General features: G+C 62.6%; 14 protein-coding genes. 7 read left to right on the top strand and 7 right to left on the bottom strand.

Annotated elements, in window-relative coordinates:
* Window positions 1-326: 326 nt before the first annotated feature.
* Window positions 327-1,049, bottom strand: coding sequence for a helix-turn-helix domain-containing protein (locus NKH59_RS29185; RefSeq protein ID WP_352502037.1), 723 nt, complete (start codon window positions 1,047-1,049; stop codon window positions 327-329).
* Between the two features lie 259 nt (window positions 1,050-1,308).
* On the opposite strand from NKH59_RS29185, the gene NKH59_RS29180 reads away from it, so the two are divergent.
* Window positions 1,309-2,667, top strand: coding sequence for a trimethylamine monooxygenase (locus tag NKH59_RS29180; RefSeq protein WP_352473418.1), 1,359 nt, complete (start codon window positions 1,309-1,311; stop codon window positions 2,665-2,667).
* Between the two features lie 25 nt (window positions 2,668-2,692).
* On the opposite strand, the gene NKH59_RS29175 is transcribed toward NKH59_RS29180, so the two are convergent.
* On the bottom strand, window positions 2,693-4,030 hold the full coding sequence (locus tag NKH59_RS29175) for an aminotransferase-like domain-containing protein (RefSeq protein ID WP_352918019.1): 1,338 nt from the start codon (window positions 4,028-4,030) through the stop codon (window positions 2,693-2,695).
* A gap of 109 nt (window positions 4,031-4,139) precedes the next feature.
* Between NKH59_RS29175 and NKH59_RS29170 the strand changes: the two genes are divergently transcribed.
* The 5 genes from NKH59_RS29170 to NKH59_RS29150 all read left to right on the top strand — a co-directional run bounded on the left by NKH59_RS29170 (window position 4,140) and on the right by NKH59_RS29150 (window position 8,933).
* The gene (locus tag NKH59_RS29170) at window positions 4,140-5,114 is read left to right on the top strand and encodes a substrate-binding domain-containing protein (RefSeq protein ID WP_352918018.1); all 975 of its coding nucleotides are present in this window, start codon (window positions 4,140-4,142) and stop codon (window positions 5,112-5,114) included.
* Window positions 5,115-5,186: 72 nt separating this feature from the next.
* A complete protein-coding gene (locus NKH59_RS29165; protein ID WP_502901192.1) occupies window positions 5,187-6,017 on the top strand; it encodes an ABC transporter substrate-binding protein in 831 nt (276 codons plus the stop codon).
* 8 nt (window positions 6,018-6,025) lie between these two features.
* The gene (locus NKH59_RS29160) at window positions 6,026-6,946 is read left to right on the top strand and encodes an amino acid ABC transporter permease (protein WP_353023828.1); all 921 of its coding nucleotides are present in this window, start codon (window positions 6,026-6,028) and stop codon (window positions 6,944-6,946) included.
* Entirely contained in the window at window positions 6,933-7,706 is a 774-nt protein-coding gene (locus NKH59_RS29155) for an amino acid ABC transporter ATP-binding protein (RefSeq protein ID WP_353023826.1), read from the top strand. Before NKH59_RS29160 ends, NKH59_RS29155 begins: the two co-directional genes overlap by 14 nt.
* Before the next feature lie 45 nt (window positions 7,707-7,751).
* Window positions 7,752-8,933: a M20 aminoacylase family protein gene (locus NKH59_RS29150; protein ID WP_353023824.1), complete on the top strand. Its 1,182-nt coding sequence runs from the start codon at window positions 7,752-7,754 to the stop codon at window positions 8,931-8,933.
* 122 nt (window positions 8,934-9,055) lie between these two features.
* On the opposite strand, the gene NKH59_RS29145 is transcribed toward NKH59_RS29150, so the two are convergent.
* The 4 genes from NKH59_RS29145 to NKH59_RS29130 all read right to left on the bottom strand — a co-directional run bounded on the left by NKH59_RS29145 (window position 9,056) and on the right by NKH59_RS29130 (window position 14,867).
* On the bottom strand, window positions 9,056-10,603 hold the full coding sequence (locus tag NKH59_RS29145) for an autotransporter outer membrane beta-barrel domain-containing protein (RefSeq protein WP_353023822.1): 1,548 nt from the start codon (window positions 10,601-10,603) through the stop codon (window positions 9,056-9,058).
* Between the two features lie 159 nt (window positions 10,604-10,762).
* Window positions 10,763-12,745 (bottom strand): ABC transporter permease, encoded by a 1,983-nt coding sequence (locus tag NKH59_RS29140; protein WP_353023820.1) that lies wholly within the window; start codon window positions 12,743-12,745, stop codon window positions 10,763-10,765.
* Window positions 12,742-13,821, bottom strand: a complete 1,080-nt coding sequence (locus tag NKH59_RS29135; protein ID WP_353023818.1) for a quaternary amine ABC transporter ATP-binding protein — start codon at window positions 13,819-13,821, stop codon at window positions 12,742-12,744. The genes NKH59_RS29140 and NKH59_RS29135 overlap by 4 nt, the downstream gene beginning before the upstream one ends.
* Before the next feature lie 74 nt (window positions 13,822-13,895).
* Complete coding sequence (locus NKH59_RS29130; RefSeq protein ID WP_352473408.1) at window positions 13,896-14,867, bottom strand: ABC transporter substrate-binding protein; 972 nt, start codon at window positions 14,865-14,867, stop codon at window positions 13,896-13,898.
* Window positions 14,868-15,334: 467 nt separating this feature from the next.
* Here NKH59_RS29130 and NKH59_RS29125 point away from each other — a divergent pair, with 467 nt between their 5' ends.
* On the top strand, window positions 15,335-16,417 hold the full coding sequence (locus NKH59_RS29125) for a D-alanine--D-alanine ligase family protein (RefSeq protein ID WP_502908722.1): 1,083 nt from the start codon (window positions 15,335-15,337) through the stop codon (window positions 16,415-16,417).
* A gap of 56 nt (window positions 16,418-16,473) precedes the next feature.
* Here NKH59_RS29125 and NKH59_RS29120 read toward each other — a convergent pair whose 3' ends face one another.
* Complete coding sequence (locus NKH59_RS29120; protein ID WP_352473405.1) at window positions 16,474-17,259, bottom strand: SDR family oxidoreductase; 786 nt, start codon at window positions 17,257-17,259, stop codon at window positions 16,474-16,476.
* Window positions 17,260-17,261 lie beyond the last annotated feature (2 nt).

The raw sequence follows: 17,261 nt of genomic DNA, 5'->3' as shown, positions 1-17,261 counted from the left end.
GGCATCCCGAACCTCCCGGCGCAAAGCGCGCCAAACTGTTCGCGATGTCCTCGCACACCTGTTCGCGATGTCTCCGGTCCAAACACCCCCAAGAGGGGGAGATGCCCGGCAGGGCAGAGGGGGGCGCCGTAGAGCGCCGGCCTTTAGCCCCCTTGCGACCAATCGAGGACGAGCTTGCCCTGCAGTTCAACGTAGCAGCGCGTGGAGGTTACGGCATGGATCCTAGGGTCTCCGCTACGGACGTAGCGGAGACCCTAGGATCCATGCCGTTACCGTGGCCGTGGAGTGCAGCGATCCAGGATTGCTTGCGCGCCCTCATCTCCGGCTCACCCCGCGCTGCTCTGCGGATAACAGATGATCGACAAATACCGCATCGGCAGGACGCTCAGCACTTCCGGTCCGTGCGGCGCATCGGCGTCGAAGAACAGGCTGTCGCCAGGCCTCATCGGGTAGAGATTGCTGCCGTGCCGGTAAACCACCTCGCCCTCGAGCATATAGAGGAATTCCATGCCTTCATGCTGGAAGGTCGGGAACACGTCGGAATCCTCGGTCAGCGTGATCAGATAGGGTTCGACGACGACGCCGCTGGTGTTGGAGCCGATATGGCCGAGCAGATTGTACTGGTGGCCGGCGCGCGTGCCGCGGCGTTCGACGTCGAGGCCTTCGCCGGCCTTGACGAAGACGGCACTGCGCTCTTCCTCGAAGCGGCGGAAGAAGGCGGTGACGGGAACGCCGAGCGCCCGCGACAGCGCCTGCAACGTGGTCAGCGATGGCGAGGTGATGCCGTTCTCGATCTTCGACAGCATGCCAAGCGAAATGTCGGTGGCGGCAGCCAGATCGGCGACGGTGATGCCGAGCTTCTTGCGGAAGGCCCGCACCTCGCGGCCGATCGCGACCTCCAGGACTTTTTCGCGGGTGTCGCGAATGGCGTGCGGGTTCTGGGTGAGCGGCGCGCGTATCTTGCGCGGATCGACTGCAGCGACCGACGGCTTGGCCTTGGCGGCGACGACGGCCGCAGCGGGCTTTAGACTGGATGCTTTTTTCGCCATGTTGCCACCCCGGACCTTGCCGATTCATTTCACTCACGGTGAACATATTCGGTGCCGATACAGAAGCGCAACTGCCACGGCAAGCCACCCGTGTCGAATTGCGCAATGTCTGGATTTCGCCCGAGCTACTGCGTCGCTTGGAAATCCAGCTGGGCGAAACGCGGTTTCGCGACAAGCCCTGTTGACAGCATCGAAGGGGCAATTACTGTCCTGTCAGTGAAATTTGTTTCGTCAGGGAAATGAGATCGGGAGGCCCGCAATGAAAGATCGTGTTGCCGTCATCGGAGCCGGGCCGTCCGGCATGGCCCAGCTCAGGGCCTTCAAGTCGGCCGCCGACAAGGGCGCCGACATTCCCGAAATCGTCTGCTTCGAAAAGCAGTCCGACTGGGGCGGCCTGTGGAACTACACCTGGCGCACCGGCCTCGACGAGCATGGCGACCCAGTGCACGGCTCGATGTACCGTTACCTCTGGTCGAACGGCCCGAAGGAATGCCTCGAATTCGCCGACTACACCTTCGAGGAGCATTTCGGCCGGCCGATCGGCTCCTATCCGCCGCGCGCCGTGCTGTGGGACTACATCAAGGGCCGCGTCGAAAAATCCGGCGTGCGCCAATGGGTGCGCTTCAACAGCCCGGTGCGCATGGTCACCTTCTCCGAAACGACAAAAAAATTCACCGTCACCGCGCATGACCGCACCAGCGACGTCACCTACTCGGAAGAGTTCGACCATGTCGTCGTCGCCTCGGGCCATTTCTCCGTGCCCAACGTTCCCTATTTCGAGGGCTTTTCGACCTTCAACGGCCGTATCCTGCACAGCCACGATTTCCGCGACGCCATGGAATTCAAGGGCAAGGACATTTTGATAATCGGCCGCTCCTATTCAGCCGAGGACATCGGCTCGCAATGCTACAAATACGGCGCCAGATCGATCACCTCCAGCTACCGCTCGAAGCCGATGGGCTTCAAATGGCCGGAGAACTGGAAGGAAGTGCCGCTTCTGCAGAAGGTCGTCGGCAAGACGGCGCATTTCAAGGACGGCAGCACCAAAGACGTCGACGCCATCATCCTGTGCACCGGCTACCTCCATTCCTTCCCGTTCCTCACCGAGGATTTGAAGCTGAAGACCGCCAACCGCATGTGGCCGGACGGGCTCTACGAGGGCGTCGTCTGGGAGAAAAACCCGAAGCTGTCCTATATCGGCATGCAGGACCAGTTCTACACCTTCAACATGTTCGACGCGCAGGCCTGGTTCGCCCGCGACGTCATCATGGGCCGCATCAATCTGCCCTCGGCCGAAGCCATGGCCGAGCACGGCCGGAAATGGCGGGCACGCGAGGAAACGCTTGAAGACGCCGAGCAGATGATCTGGTTCCAGGGCGACTACACCAGGGAGCTGATGGAGCAGACCGACTATCCCGGCTTCGATGTCGAGGCTGTCAATCAGACCTTCATGGAGTGGGAGCACCACAAGGCGCAAGACATTATGGGCTTCCGCGACCATGCCTACCGCTCGCTGATGACCGGCACGATGGCGCCGCTGCATCATACGCCCTGGCTGCAGGCGATGGACGATTCGATGGAAAGCTATCTCGAGATGAAGGGGGTGGCGGCGGAGTAGCAGTCCGAACGGCGATTGACTTGCCTCAGACAACTTCCCGCGCCGGGTCGGCCGCCAGCGCCAGGGAATTTGCGACGTGCTCGAGGTGCTCCTCGTCCAGAATGCTGGTCGCGACGCGGACAGCGTTCGTTTTTCCGGTCGAAAACTTCGCCCCGGCATGGACCGCGATGCCGTGGGCGGCCAGCGTGACCATCGCGTAAGGTTCCGAAGCAACAGGAATGAGGACGCTGAGACCGTGTCCGGCGTCGATATCGACATTGCGTTTGGCCAGTTCGCCGGCGAGCCGTTCGCGACGGCCACGGTATACCTCCTTCGCCTGCTCCACCAGGGCGGCCGTGGCCGGGTCTTGCAGCAGCCAGGCGGTGGCCGCCTGCAGGATGCGGCTGGTCCATCCCGAGCTGAAGCTGCGGTAGGACTGGATCTGCTCGACGATCGTCGCCGATCCGGACAGCACGGCGAGCCGCAAATCCGGGCCGTGGGTCTTGGAATAGGACAGGATATGGACGACGCGATCGGGAAAACGCCGGCCAAGCGAAATGCGCGGCGCCGAGGCAATATCGCCGACGCCGTCATCTTCGACAATCAGCACGTCGGTGCCGGCGAGCAGGTCGCCGATGACTTCCAGCCGCGCCGACGACATGCAGGCGCCGGTCACCGAATGGACGCGCGGCTGGAACAGGAACGCGACGGGCCGCTGCCGCAGAGCGTTGGCAAGTGCATCCGGCAAGGGACCGTCGCTGTCGCAGTCTACCGGGATGATCGGCACATCGAGATCCTCGAGGATGTCGAGCAGGCGAAGCGCCGTCGGGTTCTCGATGGCCACCGGCGCTCCCGGCGGGACCAGCGCATGCAGCAAGGTGTAGATGGCGTTGTAACCGCCATTGGTGGCCAGGAACGCGCCGGGATCGTACGGCCATGACGGGCGCACTGCCGCCTCCAGCTCGGGCAGGATGCGCACCCGCTCGTAGCTGTTGAGCTTTTCGGCGCGCGCGCCATGCGCCAGCGCGATGTCGAGCGGCGGCAAGAGCCTCACATCGGGCTCCGCGATCGCCAGGTTCAGAACATCCTGTCCGTAATTGCCGCCGCTCATGTGGCGCTCGGGCCGGGCGGCAAAGCGGTTGCCCATGATCCAGGTGCCGTTGCGTCCGCGGCCGCCGATGATCTTGTAGCGCCGCAACTCGCTCCACGCCTGCGAGACCGTCGCCGGGCTGACGCCAAGCACATAGGCCAGATCGCGCACCGGCGGAAGCTTTGCGCCGACAGGCAGCGCGCCGCTTCTGATCAGCGCTCCGGTCTCGCGCGCGATGCCGCGCATCGTGCGGTCGCCAAGGCGTTCAGCGAACCATCCTGCATCGAAATCCATCGGCACCCGCGACCATCAAAGCTAATGTTCAATAACGTAATAACATTTGATCGGCCAAAAATAAACATTTACCAATCGCCGGTCAAACATAGCTTTGAAGTTCATGCCGATGCCCGTCTCCATCACCATAGCCACCCGCGATTGGGACTATCTCACCCCTTTGGTGCTGGGTGACGTCGCTTCGAGCCGCTTGTCGGTGAAGGTTGACCGCGTCGCCACGCTCATTCCGGATCTCGGCACCGATCCGAACTACGATGCGGCGGAGGTCTCATTCAGCCGTTATGTGTCGGCCATGGCTTCGGGCAGGGATACGGTGGTTGGAACACCGTGCTTCATCATGCGCGGCTTTCGCCATCGCTGCATCATAACGGTCGAGGCCAGCCCGCTGGAACGGCTTTCCGACCTTGCCGGCAAACGCATCGGCGTGACCGGCTGGCGCGATTCCGGCAACACATGGACGCGCGCGGCACTTCGCCGGGCAGGCGTCGGCGTCGAGGATGCCTATTGGTTCGCCGGCAGGCTGACATCGGAGCACCCGATCGCCGATCGCCTCGACGGATTCGGCAGGCCGGGGCGCATCGAAGCAGCACCAGGCGAGCGCCCGATGATCGAGCTGCTGTCGCAAGGCGAGCTCGACGCCGTTTTCACGCCCTTCATGCCGGACGGCTTTTTCGGCCCGGCTTCCGGCTTCCGGCAAGTGCTGCGCGATTTTCGCGCGGCCGAACGCGCCTATTTCGCCGACGTCGGTTATGTCCCGGGCATGCATCTGGTCGCCGTCAAGGCCGCAGTGGCCAGGGAGCACCCCTGGCTGCCGCAGGAACTCGCCAGGCTGATCAACGAAAGCCAGCGCGTCTGGACGGCAAAGCGCCGAAAATATGCCGATACCTCGCCCTGGATCCTCGAGGAGCTGCTTCATGCGGGGCGCGACCTGCCTGCCTCCTGGAACGCCAGCGGCCTGCCGGCCAACCGGCGCATGATCGAGGATTTCGTCACCGAGCTCCATGCCCAGGGCATTCTGGCGGAACCGATTTCCGCCGAAGCCTTGTTTCCTTTCGAGGCCAGATCGCGGGCCACCGCAGCCTGACAACGTACAACGAAGAACACGAAGGAGAATGCCATGAGGACAATCAGCTTCATATTCGCCTCGCTCGTCACCATGCTGGCGCAGGCCAGCTTTGCCCAGGATATCCAGAAGCAATCGGTGAACGAGGATTTGCGGGCCCGGCTGCCGGAAGAGATCCGCACGGCGGGAAAGATCACAGCCGTCAACAACGGCTCGTTCCCGCCCTATGAGATCGTCACCGGCACCGAACTGTCGGGGGCGACCAGGGACATTTCCGACGCCATCGGCCAGCTGCTCGGTGTCGAGATCGATCATGCCTCGGTCGCCGGCCTGCCGGCTTTGCTGAGCGGCATCAATGCCGGCCGTTATCAGTTCGCGATGGGGCCTGTCGGCGACTATCCCGACCGGCAGAAATCCAACGACTTCATCGATTGGGTGCGCGAATACGTCGTCTTCGCCGTCGAGAAGGGCAACCCGCAAGGCATCACCTCGCTCGACACCGCGTGCGGCAAGCGCATCGCGGTCATGTCGGGTGGCTCGGCCGAAAAGGTCATCAAGCAGCAGGCGCAGAAATGCACCGAGGGGGGCAAGTCGGTCGTCGAGGTGCAATCCTTCACCGACCAGCCGAGCTCGATACTGGCCGTCCGGTCGAAACGCTCCGACGCATTCTTCTCCTCGCAGGCGCCGCTGACCTATTTCGTCGAGCAGGCGAAGGGCCAGCTGGAACTCGCCGGGATCGGCCAGGCCAACGGCTTCAAGGACATCTATCAAGGCGCCGTCGTCAAGAAGGGCTCTCCGCTGGGCGGCGTGCTGCTCGACGCGTTCAAGATCCTGATGAAGAACGGCACCTACGCCGCGGTCATGAAGAAGTGGGGTCTCGAGAAGAACATGATCGATGCGCCAGGCATCAACCAGGGCCAGTAGAGGCTGCCATGACCGACGCCACCGCTGCCTACGCGGCCGGGCCGCCGCGACGTCCCGACGACGCGCTGCGCGACGTCAAACGAGCCCACCGGCCGTTTCCGCTCGCCCGGCTGGCGCTCTGGGCGTTCACCGTCGCCGTGGCAGCCGGCTTCGCCTATATCGTTGCAGTCAACCCGAATTTCGGCTGGCCGGTGGTCGCCCAGTATTTCTTCGATCCGACGGTCATGCAGGGGCTTTCGGTGACGCTCGGCCTGACGGTCGTGGCAATGATCCTGGGCATCGTGCTCGGCCTGCTGCTCGCCATCGCGCGCATGTCGAGCGACAGGCTGGCATCCCTTCTCTCCGGCCTGTTCATCTGGTTCTTCCGGGGAACGCCGCTGCTGGTGCAATTGATCCTGTGGTACAACCTTTCGACGCTGTTTCCGCGCATTTCCATCGGCTTCGCCAGTTGGAACACCAACGACCTGATCACGCCGTTGACCGCCGCCGTTCTTGGTCTGGCGCTGAACGAGGCCGCCTACATGGCCGAGATCATCCGTGGCGGGCTGCTGTCGGTGGACAAGGGACAGGCCGAAACGGCTGAAGCCTTCGGCATGACCCGCGCGCGGGCCTTGCGGCGCATCATCATCCCGCAGGCGATGCGGTCGATCGTGCCGCCGACCGGCAATCAGCTGATCAGCATGATCAAGGCAACGTCGCTTGTCAGCGTCATCGCCATGGCCGACCTACTCTACTCGGTGCAGTCGATCTACAACCGCACCTTCGAAATCATTCCGCTGCTGATGGTTGCAGTGCTGTGGTACCTGCTGATCACCTCGGTCCTCAATGTCGCGCAAGGCGCGATCGAACGCCACTACAGCCGCGGCGATCGCGGTGCGAGCGAGAAGACGGCGACCGCCACCCTGGAGGCCGCCAATGAGCGCGCATGACACGCCCCTGGTCCGGGCGCGCAACGTTCACAAGGCCTTCGGCCCGCTCGAGGTGCTGAAGGGCATTGATCTGGACGTCGCGCCTGGCGAGGTGGTGGTCATTCTCGGACCGTCCGGCTCCGGAAAGTCGACCTTCCTGCGATGCATCAATCATCTCGAGGCGATCGACCAGGGGTCGATCGAGGTGGACGGCGAGCAGATCGGTTACCGGTTGCACGACGGCCGCCTCGACAAACTTTCCGACCGCGCGATCGCCGCGCAGCGGCGCAAGATCGGCATGGTGTTCCAGCAGTTCAATCTCTATCCGCACATGACGACCCTGCAGAACGTCATCGAGGCTCCGGTCGGCGTTCACCGGGAGAACCGCAAGGAGGCGATCGGCTACGCCCGCGAACTGCTGACCCGCGTCGGTCTTGCCGACAAGATCGACGCTTATCCGCGCCAGCTTTCAGGCGGCCAGCAGCAGCGCGTCGCCATCGCGCGTGCGCTCGCCATCCGCCCGAAATTGATGCTCTTCGACGAGCCGACCTCGGCGCTCGATCCGGAGCTGGTCGGCGAGGTGCTCGCCACCATCCGCGATCTCGCCAGGCAGGGCTTGACCATGATCGTGGTCACGCATGAGATCGGCTTCGCCCGCGAAGCGGCGGATCGGGTAGTGTTCATGGACGACGGTAATGTGATCGAGGCCGGGCCTCCGGACGAGGTTCTCGCCAAACCCAGGCACCCGCGCACGCGGGCTTTCTTGAGCCGTTTCATCTAAAAGCAAAGCCGGCGCGGCAACTGCTCGGCCGGCAAAGGACCTTCCATGCCAAAGAGCTCCAACCAGTTCGCCGATATTTCCGACTTCGCCGACAAGGCCGCCGAGCTTGCAGCGGCCCGCCAGCACCTGCACGCGCATCCCGAGCTTTCATTCCAGGAGCACGAAACGGCTGCATACGTTGCCGAACGGCTCGAAAGCTGGGGCTATGAGGTGACGCGCAATGTCGGCGGGCTCGGTGTCGTCGGTCGCCTGCGCCAGGGCAGCGGCCGCAGCATCGCCATCCGTGCCGACATGGACGCCCTGCCGATCACCGAAGCTACCAATCTCCCTTATGGCAGCCAGGCCAGCGGCAAGATGCACGCCTGCGGTCATGACGGCCACACCACGATGCTGCTCGGCGCCGCCGAATACCTGGCGCGCACACGGCATTTCAACGGCACGGTGAACCTCATCTTCCAGCCGGCCGAGGAAGCCGGCAAGGGAAGCGGGGCGCAGGCGATGATCGCCGACGGCCTGTTCGAGCGCTTTCCCTGCGATGCGATATTCGGGCTGCACAACCACCCGGGCGCGCCGACGGGTTCGTTCCTGATGCGCGCCGGGCCGCTGATGGCGGCGAGCGATACCGTCACCATCAGGATCGCCGGGCGTGGCGGCCACGCCTCGCGTCCGCACCTGACGGTCGACCCGATCGTCGCTGCCGCCAACATCGTCATGACCCTGCAGACGGTTGTGTCGCGCAACGTCAACCCGATCGAGACCGCTGTCGTCACCGTCGGCACGATTCACGGAGGCACGGCCTCCAACGTCATTCCGGAACACGCCGAAATCACGTTGAGCGTCCGCTCCTTCTCGGCCGAGATCCGCGACACGCTCGAGCAGCGTATTCGCAATATCGCAGCACTTGTGGCGCAGGCGCATGGCGCAACGGTCGAGATCGATTACGAGCGCGGCTACCCGGTGGTGGTCAATTCCGAGCGCGAGACGTCCTTTGCGACAGACATCGCTGTCGAACTCGTCGGTCAGGACAAGGTGTCCGTCTGCCCGTTGATCCCCGGCAGCGAAGACTTTTCTTATTTCCTCGAACACAAACCCGGTTGCTTTCTGCGCCTCGGTAACGGCGAGGATTCAGCCATCCTGCACAGCTCGAAATATGATTTCAACGACGGCAATCTGACCGTCGGCGCAGCGCTCTGGGCTCGTTTGACCGAGAGATTCCTGGCCGCCTGATCCATGACTGCGGCTTGGATTGTCGATCGGCCGGTCGAGCATTATTGGGGCGACCGGCCGCGCGACGATGCTCAACGAATTCTCACGCATTCCCCTCTTCGAGTGCGATAAGAGCTTCGCTTTCAGACAAACAAAAAGTCACCCGTCGTCAGCGGGCTTGTAAAGTTTGCGAGAGTAACTTGATCGACTCCTGCGGTAATGATGGTGTCGGTTCCACTTTGCGCAATTGTGAGATCATCGAACGATTGCACGCCCTCCACGCCACTAAATACAATGGTGTCGTCTTGGGTCTGGCTGAAATCGTAGATGGTGTTTTGGGTTCCGACCGTCATTGAAACATCGTCCTTGAATATGAATTGATCTCTGCCGCCCTGAGCCAGTTCGCTCAGTTGCCCGTCACCCCACATGTCGTTGATGACGGTGCAGCCGGGTGCCGCGGTCCCGGCGTACAGGGTATCGTTTCCGCCCCTGGCCGAACCGGACATCTGCAGAGCGTCGCCGCACAGGAAATTACGGACCTGGCCGCTTCCGCTGTTGAGGCCACCGGTAAGAATATCGTTGCCGCCCGCGGCGGACCCGGACATAGCGAATGTGTCGCCATACAACTCGCTTTGAACATCAGGACCAGAGCTCTTATTGCCGCCGGTTAGGATATCATTGCCGCCCACAGCATTGCCGGCCATCGCGCCAGCGTCGCCATAGGCGAAATTATGGGTGCCTTGCAGCACGGCCACGTCATCGCCCCCGCTAGCAGAGTCGGACATGATGCCGGCCGCGTCACCATAGAAACTTATCACGAACCCACCCACGCTCGTGAAGGTGTCGTCGCCGCCTTTAGCAAAGTCGGACATATGTAGGCTCGCGTCGCCAAAGAAGGTTTTGGTCTGAATCGTGCCACCAAAGTCTGTGTAATGGTCGTCGCCACCCTGAGCATGGCCAGACATGCTGCGACCGGCATCACCGTAGAAAATAGTGTTGGCGTCACTAGCGCCATTGAAAGTGTCGTTGCCGCCCTTGCTGTAGTCCGACATATCGCCGCTGGTGTCCCCGTAGAAAGCGTTGCTGGAGTCGCTCCTGGCCGTGAAACGGTCGTCGCCACCTTGAGCATGGCCAGACATGTTGTTCCCGGCGTCGCCAAAGAAAATGCTGACGGCCACGCTGGTGCCCTCAAAGGTGTCATTGCCACCCTTGCTGTGGTCGGACATATCGACGCCGGCGTCACCGTAGAAAGTGTTGAAGGAGTTGGGAAAGGCCGTGAAACGGTCGTCGCCGCCCTGAGCATGGCCGATCATGTTGCCGCCGGCGTCGCCGAAGAAAATGTTGCTGGCTTGCGCGGCGCCCGTGAAAGTGTCGTTGCCGCCCTTGCTGTGGTCCGACATATCGTCGCCCGCGTCACCGTAAGCAGTGGTGGTGGAGGAGCTCGACACCGTGAAGGTGTCGTCACCGCCCCGAGCAAAATTGAACAAGCTCCGAGCCGCGTCGCCGTAGAAGGTGTAAGTCGACGGTGCGGTTTCCGTAAAGGTGTCGTTGCCGCCTCTTGAGAAATCGAGCAGGCTGCCGCCAGCGTCGCCGGTCAAGATATTCGTATTCGGATCGCCTGTGAGGGCGTCATCGATACCCCGCTGATGATCTGCCAGATCACCGGTAGTAAAGGGAACGCGTTTAGACATTTATCCGCTCTCCTGTTGAGCCTACCCGTCCCATGGCAGCCGTACGATGTGAGGCAAAAACGAGCAATAATCCCGAATGGCTATGTCTTTAGGCGTAGGGATCGGTGCCTCGTTGACGGCGCGCTTGGCGGCAGCTTCCTGAGGCCGTCCTATTCCGGACTATCCCAGCCTTGCCCGAGCCTTCGCCGTCCAGGCGTTGAACAGCCGGTCTGCGACGATGCCGATGAAGGCGATGGCTAGGCCGGCGACGATGCCGCGACCGGAATCGGCCTTGGACAGGGCGATGAACACCTCCTGGCCGAGATCGCGCGTGCCGACCATGGCGCAGATGATGATCATCGCCAGCGCCATTAGGATGGTCTGGTTGACGCCGAGCATGATCTCGGGCAACGCCAGCGGCAGCTGCACGCGAAAGAAGGTCTGGCGCCTGGTGCAGCCCGAAACCTTCGCCGCCTCGATCAGCGCCGGCGGCACCTGTCGAATGCCGTGATTGGTGTAGCGGATGGCCGGCACCACGGCGAACGCGACGGTGGCGATCATCGCGGTGACGTCGCCGACCCTGAACAGCATGACCACCGGAATGATGAAGCAGAACGACGGCAGCACCTGCAGCGTGTCGATGACCGGCGTGACGGTCTTTTCGAAGCGGTCGCTGCGCGATGCCATCAGCCCAATCGGGATGCCGATCAGGCAGGCGATAAAGGCCGAGATTCCGCACAAATAGACGGTCGCCATGGTCTTTTCCCAAAGTCCGGTGACGGCGCAGAACGCTGTCAAAGCCGCGACCAGGGCGGCGAGGCGCAAGCCGCCGAGCTGGTAGCCGGCAAGGCCGAGGAGACACACCGCGCCCAGCCACGGAAAACCCTCGCAGAAGGCGCGCACCGGGTTCAGCACGTTGAGGATAAGCGCCACGCGGAACGCTTCGATCGTGTCGAAGAAGTTGATGGTGATCCAGTTCACCGCCGCCTTCCACAAAGGCGCGGTGGTGAAGGTGATCGCCTTCGGCACCGCGGCGAACGCCGGCACGAACAGGCCGAGCAGCGTGGCGACGGCGAGGATGGCAACGGCCAGCGTCAGATTGGGATAGCGCCGCCAGAAACTGGTGCTGGCCTGGTGGCGGACATTGCCCTTGGCGTGATTGTGCGCGATCGCCTGGCTCAGCCGGTCGAGTGCAATTGCCAGTGCGACGATGGCGAGGCCAGCTTCCATCGCCTCGCCGACCTTGAGCGCGCGCAACGCCAAAAGCACGTCATAGCCGAGCCCACCGGCACCGATCATCGAGGCGATGATCACCATATTGAGCGCCAGCATGATGACCTGGTTGACGCCGACCATCAATGTCGGCCGCGCCGACGGCAACAGCACCCGCCACAGCTTCTGCCGTGCCGTGCAGCCGGCCATCTCGCTGAAATCGTCGATCTCTGACGGCACCCGCGACAGGCCGAGCATCGTCGCCCGCACCATTGGCGGCGTCGCGAAAATTGCCGTCGCGATCATTGCCGAGACCGGGCTGTTGCCGAACAGAAGCAGCATCGGGATCAGATAGGCGAAGGTCGGGATCGTCTGCATCAGATCGAGGGCAGGGGAGATCAACAACCTCTCCGCCCAAGGCTTGCGCCATGCCCAGATGCCGGCGAACAGCCCGGTGACAATGCAAAACGGCACGGCGATCGAGATCAAGCCCAGCGTCAGCATGGCGCTGGTCCACTGCCCGAACAGCGCGATGTAGAGAAAACAGCCGCCGGCCAGCGCACCCAGCTTCCAGCCGCCGGCGGCGCGTCCGGCAAGGTAGGCGGCAGCGCAGACGCCGACCCAGGACAGGCGCGGCAAGACGATCATATCCGCGCCATGGCCGATCTTGAAATTCTTGGCCAGAAGACCGAGCGCGAAATCGAGCGGCACGCCAAGCACCGCGGTGATCGAGCGGGTCAGCCAGGAGAAGTTCGACTTCACCCAGTTCATCAGCGCACCGACCCAGTCAGCGACAGGAACGATCGCGCCGGCCGGGTAATTGACCGCCCAAGGCAGGCTTTCCTGCAGCAGGAAGACAATAAGCACGGCGGCGAGCGCACAGGCCCAGATCGCCAGCCAGGTTTGAACCGGCCGGGCCCTCGCTGCGCTGGCGCTTGCCATGACGGTCATCCGCCGGCCCCACGACGCTCGATGCCGGCGAGAAGATCGATCACCGCCTGCGGCGTGACTAAGCCGATCGGCTTGCCGGTGCCGTTGACCACCGCGAAGGGCTTGCCGGCAGAGACGATATCTGCCGAAAAACTTGATATCTTGGCATCGGGCGCGACCGTGCCGCCGTACTCGGCGCCGTCGCAGGCGCGCATCAGGCGGCGCGCCGAGATCACCTTGGCGCGATCGACATCGCGGGTGAATTCGGCGACATAGTCGGTCGCCGGGTTGACCACCAGCTCTTCCGGCGTGCCGATCTGGATGACCTCGCCGTCCTTCATGATGGCGATCCGGTCGGCCAGCCGGATGGCCTCGTCGAAATCATGGGTGATGAAGACGATGGTCTTGTGCAGCATGGTCTGCAGCCGCATCAGCTCGTCCTGCATCTCACGGCGGATCAGCGGATCGAGAGCCGAGAACGGCTCGTCGAGGAACCAGATTTCCGGCTTCGTGGCGAGGCTGCGGGCGATGCCGACACGCTGCTGCTGTCCGCCGGAAAGCTCGCGCGGATAGAAATGCTCGCGGCCGCGCAAGCCAACCAGCTCGATCACTTCCCGCGCGCGCGCCTCGCGCGTCGGCCGGTCCTGCCCTTGGATGCCGAGGGGGAAGGCAATGTTCTCCAGTACGTTGAGATGCGGCAGCAAGGCAAAATTCTGGAACACCATGCCCATGCGATGGCGTCGCAGCTCGATCAGCGCGGCATCGGAAATCTTGAGCAGGTCCTTGCCTTCAAACTCGACCTTGCCGTGGGTCGGCTCGATCAGCCGTGACATGCAGCGCACCAGCGTCGACTTGCCTGACCCCGAAAGTCCCATGATGATGAAGATCTCGCCCTGGCGGATTTCGAGATCGACGGCGCGCACCGCGCCAACCAGTCCGGCCGCGGCGATGTCCGCCAGGCTGGCCTTGCCGTCGCGCCGGCGGATGAAATTGGCCGCGTCCGCCCCGAACAGCTTCCAGACATTGCGACAGCCAAGCTTTATCGGGCGGGCATCCTTGCCCGTTGCTTTCACCGCCTGTTCAATCGTATCGCTCATGCAATCGTCCTTCTGGAATAGGGGATCGAGACCCGGCCCTGACTGGCCGGGTCGTCGCGTTTCCAGTCAGACGGTCACTCGGCCCAGGCTTTCCAGTCGGCTTCGTGGGCGGCGATCCAGGCGGCGGCGACGTCTTCCGGCGTCTTGCCTTCGAGATCGATCTCGCCGCTCATCTTGTTGAGCTCGTCGGTATCGACCGTGTAGTTTTTCGCGACCTTGTAGGCGACCGGCCATTTGTCCTTCATGCCGGCCCAGGAATATTTCCAGATCTCGCCGTGCGGCTTGCCGCAGTCATATTTCGCGTCGGGGTTCACACCCCATTTCGGGTCGGTGTAGCACTCGGTCGTATAGTCGGGGAATTCGACCCATTCGCCCTTGTATTTGGCCGGCGCCCAATGCGGCGAATAGATCCACAGCATGATCGGCGCCTTGCGCTGATAGGCCGAGTCCAGTTCGGCGAACATCGCCGCGTCGGTGCCGGCATGGATGACGGTGAAGGGCAGTTTCAGCGCCTCGACGCGTTCGTCGTCAAAACCTTCCCATGTCACGGGTCCGCCGAGATAACGCCCCTTCGGCGCGGTTTCGGCCGTCGAGAAGGCCTCGGCGCATTTCGGGTCTTTCAGCGCTTCCCAGTTCGGCAGGCCGGGGCATTTCTCTTTCATATATTCGGGAAACCACCATTCTTCCTTGGCCTTTGGTCCGAGCTTGCCGAGGCGTTCGGTCTGGCCCGTCGCGTCCGAGGCCTTCATCGCCTCGCCGGCCGTCGTGTCCCAGAATTCCAGGCCGACATCGATGTCGCCATTGGTCAGGCCGGTGGTCAGGCTGGAGAGATAGTCGGCGGTCGGATACTCGACGGTATAGCCGAGCTTTTCGAGGATGCCGCCGAGGATCTTGGCGTTCAGATTGACGCTGGTCCAATCGAACAGCGCGATCTTGATCGGGTCGTTGGATTCCGGCGCCGCCGCATAGGCCGAAGATGTCAGTGCGGCTGCGGCAAGTGTTAAGGCTCCCATTGAGAAATTCGAAATCATGCTCCGAAGTGACATGCTTGTTCTCCTGTCAAGCTCTGGTGGAAATTATCGTTAGTTCCCTTCTTGCGTCTTTTTTTGATTGTGTTGGAAAAGCTGGTCGTTGCGCAAGGCCGTAGGCGCCACAATGCTGCCGAAGCGGATGCCGGCGCAAACGGGGTGGTGCCCAAATTGGTGAAGATGTGGCGGGACCGGCCGCGTCATGACTGCCGAAGGATTGCTGCCAAAGCAGTCATCCACGGATCGATCGCCGGTCTTGAGGGGCAAACCATCAAAGTCCCATGATCTCGGCTGTTGGCTCCGCAACTCGCCCAGAGCCACTTTCATGAGATGAAATTATATATACCAACGGTCATGTCGCGCAACGAATAACGCCGGTGCCAATTTCACGGCCCGTCTTTTTACATGGACCCGCAGATCGGTTCGAAAAAAGCCAAGGTTGCCGATCATCCCGTATGCGAGCCGCAAGATAGGGTACCGATACAATGCAGCAGACCTCTTCCTTGAACAGACTGCGCATCGCCGTGCTCTTTGGCGGACGTTCCGCCGAGCATGACGTTTCGGCGCTTTCAGCAACCAATGTCATGCGTGCGCTGCTGCCCGCCAAATACGATGCCGTCCCAATCTTCGTCACGCGCGAAGGACAGTGGCTGCTGAGCAGCTTCCAGGATGGTACGCTCGCAAAGCCTGCGGGCGGTTTGGAAGTTTGCCTGGTTCCGGGCGGGCACGGACGGATGATGGCGATCCCGGCCGACGGCACGCCCTATGACCTGCCGAAGATCGACATCCTGTTTCCCGTACTGCACGGCCCTCATGGCGAAGACGGCTCGGTACAGGGGGTGGCCGAGGTGGCTCGGGTGCCGCTCGCCGGCTGCGGCATCCTGGGTTCGGCAACCGCGCTGGACAAGGACATCGCCAAACGGCTCCTGGAAGCGGCGGGGCTGCCAATCGCGCGCTCAGTGACGATCCATGAAGGTGCGGCGCCCGCCCTCGCCACACTGGAAGGCGAGCTCGGCCTGCCGTTCTTCATCAAACCGGCGCGTCAGGGATCGTCTGTCGGCGTCGGAAAAGTCCATGCCAGCCAGGAATTCGATGGAGCGCTTGCTGAAGCCTTCCGGCACGATTGCAAGCTGTTGGCCGAGGAATTCGTTCGTGGGCGCGAGATCGAGTGTAGCGTGCTGGAGTATCCGGCAGGCGACCTGTTCGTCTCGCGGCCGGGCGAGATCGTGCCGGCTGAAAGCCACGATTTCTATAGCTACGATGCCAAATACATCGACGAGAACGGCGCGGCGCTAACAGTGCCGGCCGAACTGCCGCCGGAGGTCGAGGCAGCCATGCGGGCCGTGGCCGCAAGGGCTTTCAGAGCCGTCGGCTGTGACGGGATGGCCCGCGTCGACTTTTTCCTGACGCCGGACATGCAATTCCTGGTCAATGAAATCAACACCATGCCCGGCTTCACCGATATCAGCATGTATTCCAAGGCAATGGCGGCGAGCGGCGTCAGCTATTCCGAAATCATCGACCGGCTCGTGGAGCATGGATTGGCTCGGGCCGCCCGAGCAGCCTGAACGCAGCGACGGGGCTTTCATATCCCAGCGGATGGTGCGTTGGCGTGCGTCGTTTCTCACGACATGATCAGGCCGCCATCGACATTGATGGTCTGGCCGGTGATGTAGGCCGCATCGTCGCTGGCGAGAAAGCTGACCAGGCCGGAGACGTCCTCGCCGCTGCCGGCGCGGCCCATCGGGATGTTCTTCACCCATTCGGCCATCAGCTCGCCGGGCTTGTACTCGCCCATCAACTTTCCCCATGCGGCGTCGTTATAGGCCCACATATCGGTGTCGATGATCCCGGGGCAGATCGCGTTGACGGTGATCTTCTCCTTCGCCACTTCCTTGGCCAGGCTCTGGGTGATGCCGACGACGCCGAATTTCGACGCCGCATAATGTGGCGTGTAGATAAAGCCCTGCCGCGCCTGGCCGGATGCGGTGTTGATCAGCCGGCCGCCATCGCCATGCTTGCGGATGCGCGCGATCGCCTCCTGGCAGCACAGGAACACGCCCTTGGTGTTGACCGCCATCACCTTGTCCCATTCGGCCTCGGTCATAGCCTCTATCCTGGCGATTGTGATGACACCGGCATTCTGTACGGAGATGTCGACGCGGCCGAACTGTTGCTCGGCCAGGTCATAGAGGGCGATGACTTCGTCCTTCTTCGTCACATCCATGCGCAGCGATGCGACCCTGGCGCCCATAGCCTTGAGATCGGCGGCGACCTCTTCGACGCGCGCGTCGATGGCGCTGACGACGACCGCGGCACCTTCCGCCGCGAAGCGCCTGGCCATTGCCGCACCAATGCCGCCGCTGGCGCCGGTGATGACCGCCGTTTTTCCTAGGAATCGCTTCTGCATGT

This window comes from Mesorhizobium sp. M0998 (genome assembly GCF_040318885.1).
Lineage (GTDB): Bacteria > Pseudomonadota > Alphaproteobacteria > Rhizobiales > Rhizobiaceae > Mesorhizobium.
This window is presented reverse-complemented; position numbering and strand designations above follow the sequence as displayed.

What these genes read in the sequence shown, in the direction of transcription:
- NKH59_RS29175 (WP_352918019.1), bottom strand. Translation starts at nt 4,030, where the DNA reads ATGGATTTCGATGCAGGATGGTTCGCTGAACGCCTTGGCGACCGCACG.
- NKH59_RS29145 (WP_353023822.1), bottom strand. Translation starts at nt 10,603, where the DNA reads ATGTCTAAACGCGTTCCCTTTACTACCGGTGATCTGGCAGATCATCAG.
- NKH59_RS29160 (WP_353023828.1), top strand. Translation starts at nt 6,026, where the DNA reads ATGACCGACGCCACCGCTGCCTACGCGGCCGGGCCGCCGCGACGTCCC.
- NKH59_RS29185 (WP_352502037.1), bottom strand. Translation starts at nt 1,049, where the DNA reads ATGGCGAAAAAAGCATCCAGTCTAAAGCCCGCTGCGGCCGTCGTCGCC.
- NKH59_RS29135 (WP_353023818.1), bottom strand. Translation starts at nt 13,821, where the DNA reads ATGAGCGATACGATTGAACAGGCGGTGAAAGCAACGGGCAAGGATGCC.
- NKH59_RS29170 (WP_352918018.1), top strand. Translation starts at nt 4,140, where the DNA reads ATGCCCGTCTCCATCACCATAGCCACCCGCGATTGGGACTATCTCACC.
- NKH59_RS29180 (WP_352473418.1), top strand. Translation starts at nt 1,309, where the DNA reads ATGAAAGATCGTGTTGCCGTCATCGGAGCCGGGCCGTCCGGCATGGCC.
- NKH59_RS29120 (WP_352473405.1), bottom strand. Translation starts at nt 17,259, where the DNA reads ATGCAGAAGCGATTCCTAGGAAAAACGGCGGTCATCACCGGCGCCAGC.
- NKH59_RS29150 (WP_353023824.1), top strand. Translation starts at nt 7,752, where the DNA reads ATGCCAAAGAGCTCCAACCAGTTCGCCGATATTTCCGACTTCGCCGAC.
- NKH59_RS29155 (WP_353023826.1), top strand. Translation starts at nt 6,933, where the DNA reads ATGAGCGCGCATGACACGCCCCTGGTCCGGGCGCGCAACGTTCACAAG.
- NKH59_RS29130 (WP_352473408.1), bottom strand. Translation starts at nt 14,867, where the DNA reads ATGTCACTTCGGAGCATGATTTCGAATTTCTCAATGGGAGCCTTAACA.
- NKH59_RS29165 (WP_502901192.1), top strand. Translation starts at nt 5,187, where the DNA reads ATGCTGGCGCAGGCCAGCTTTGCCCAGGATATCCAGAAGCAATCGGTG.
- NKH59_RS29140 (WP_353023820.1), bottom strand. Translation starts at nt 12,745, where the DNA reads ATGACCGTCATGGCAAGCGCCAGCGCAGCGAGGGCCCGGCCGGTTCAA.
- NKH59_RS29125 (WP_502908722.1), top strand. Translation starts at nt 15,335, where the DNA reads ATGCAGCAGACCTCTTCCTTGAACAGACTGCGCATCGCCGTGCTCTTT.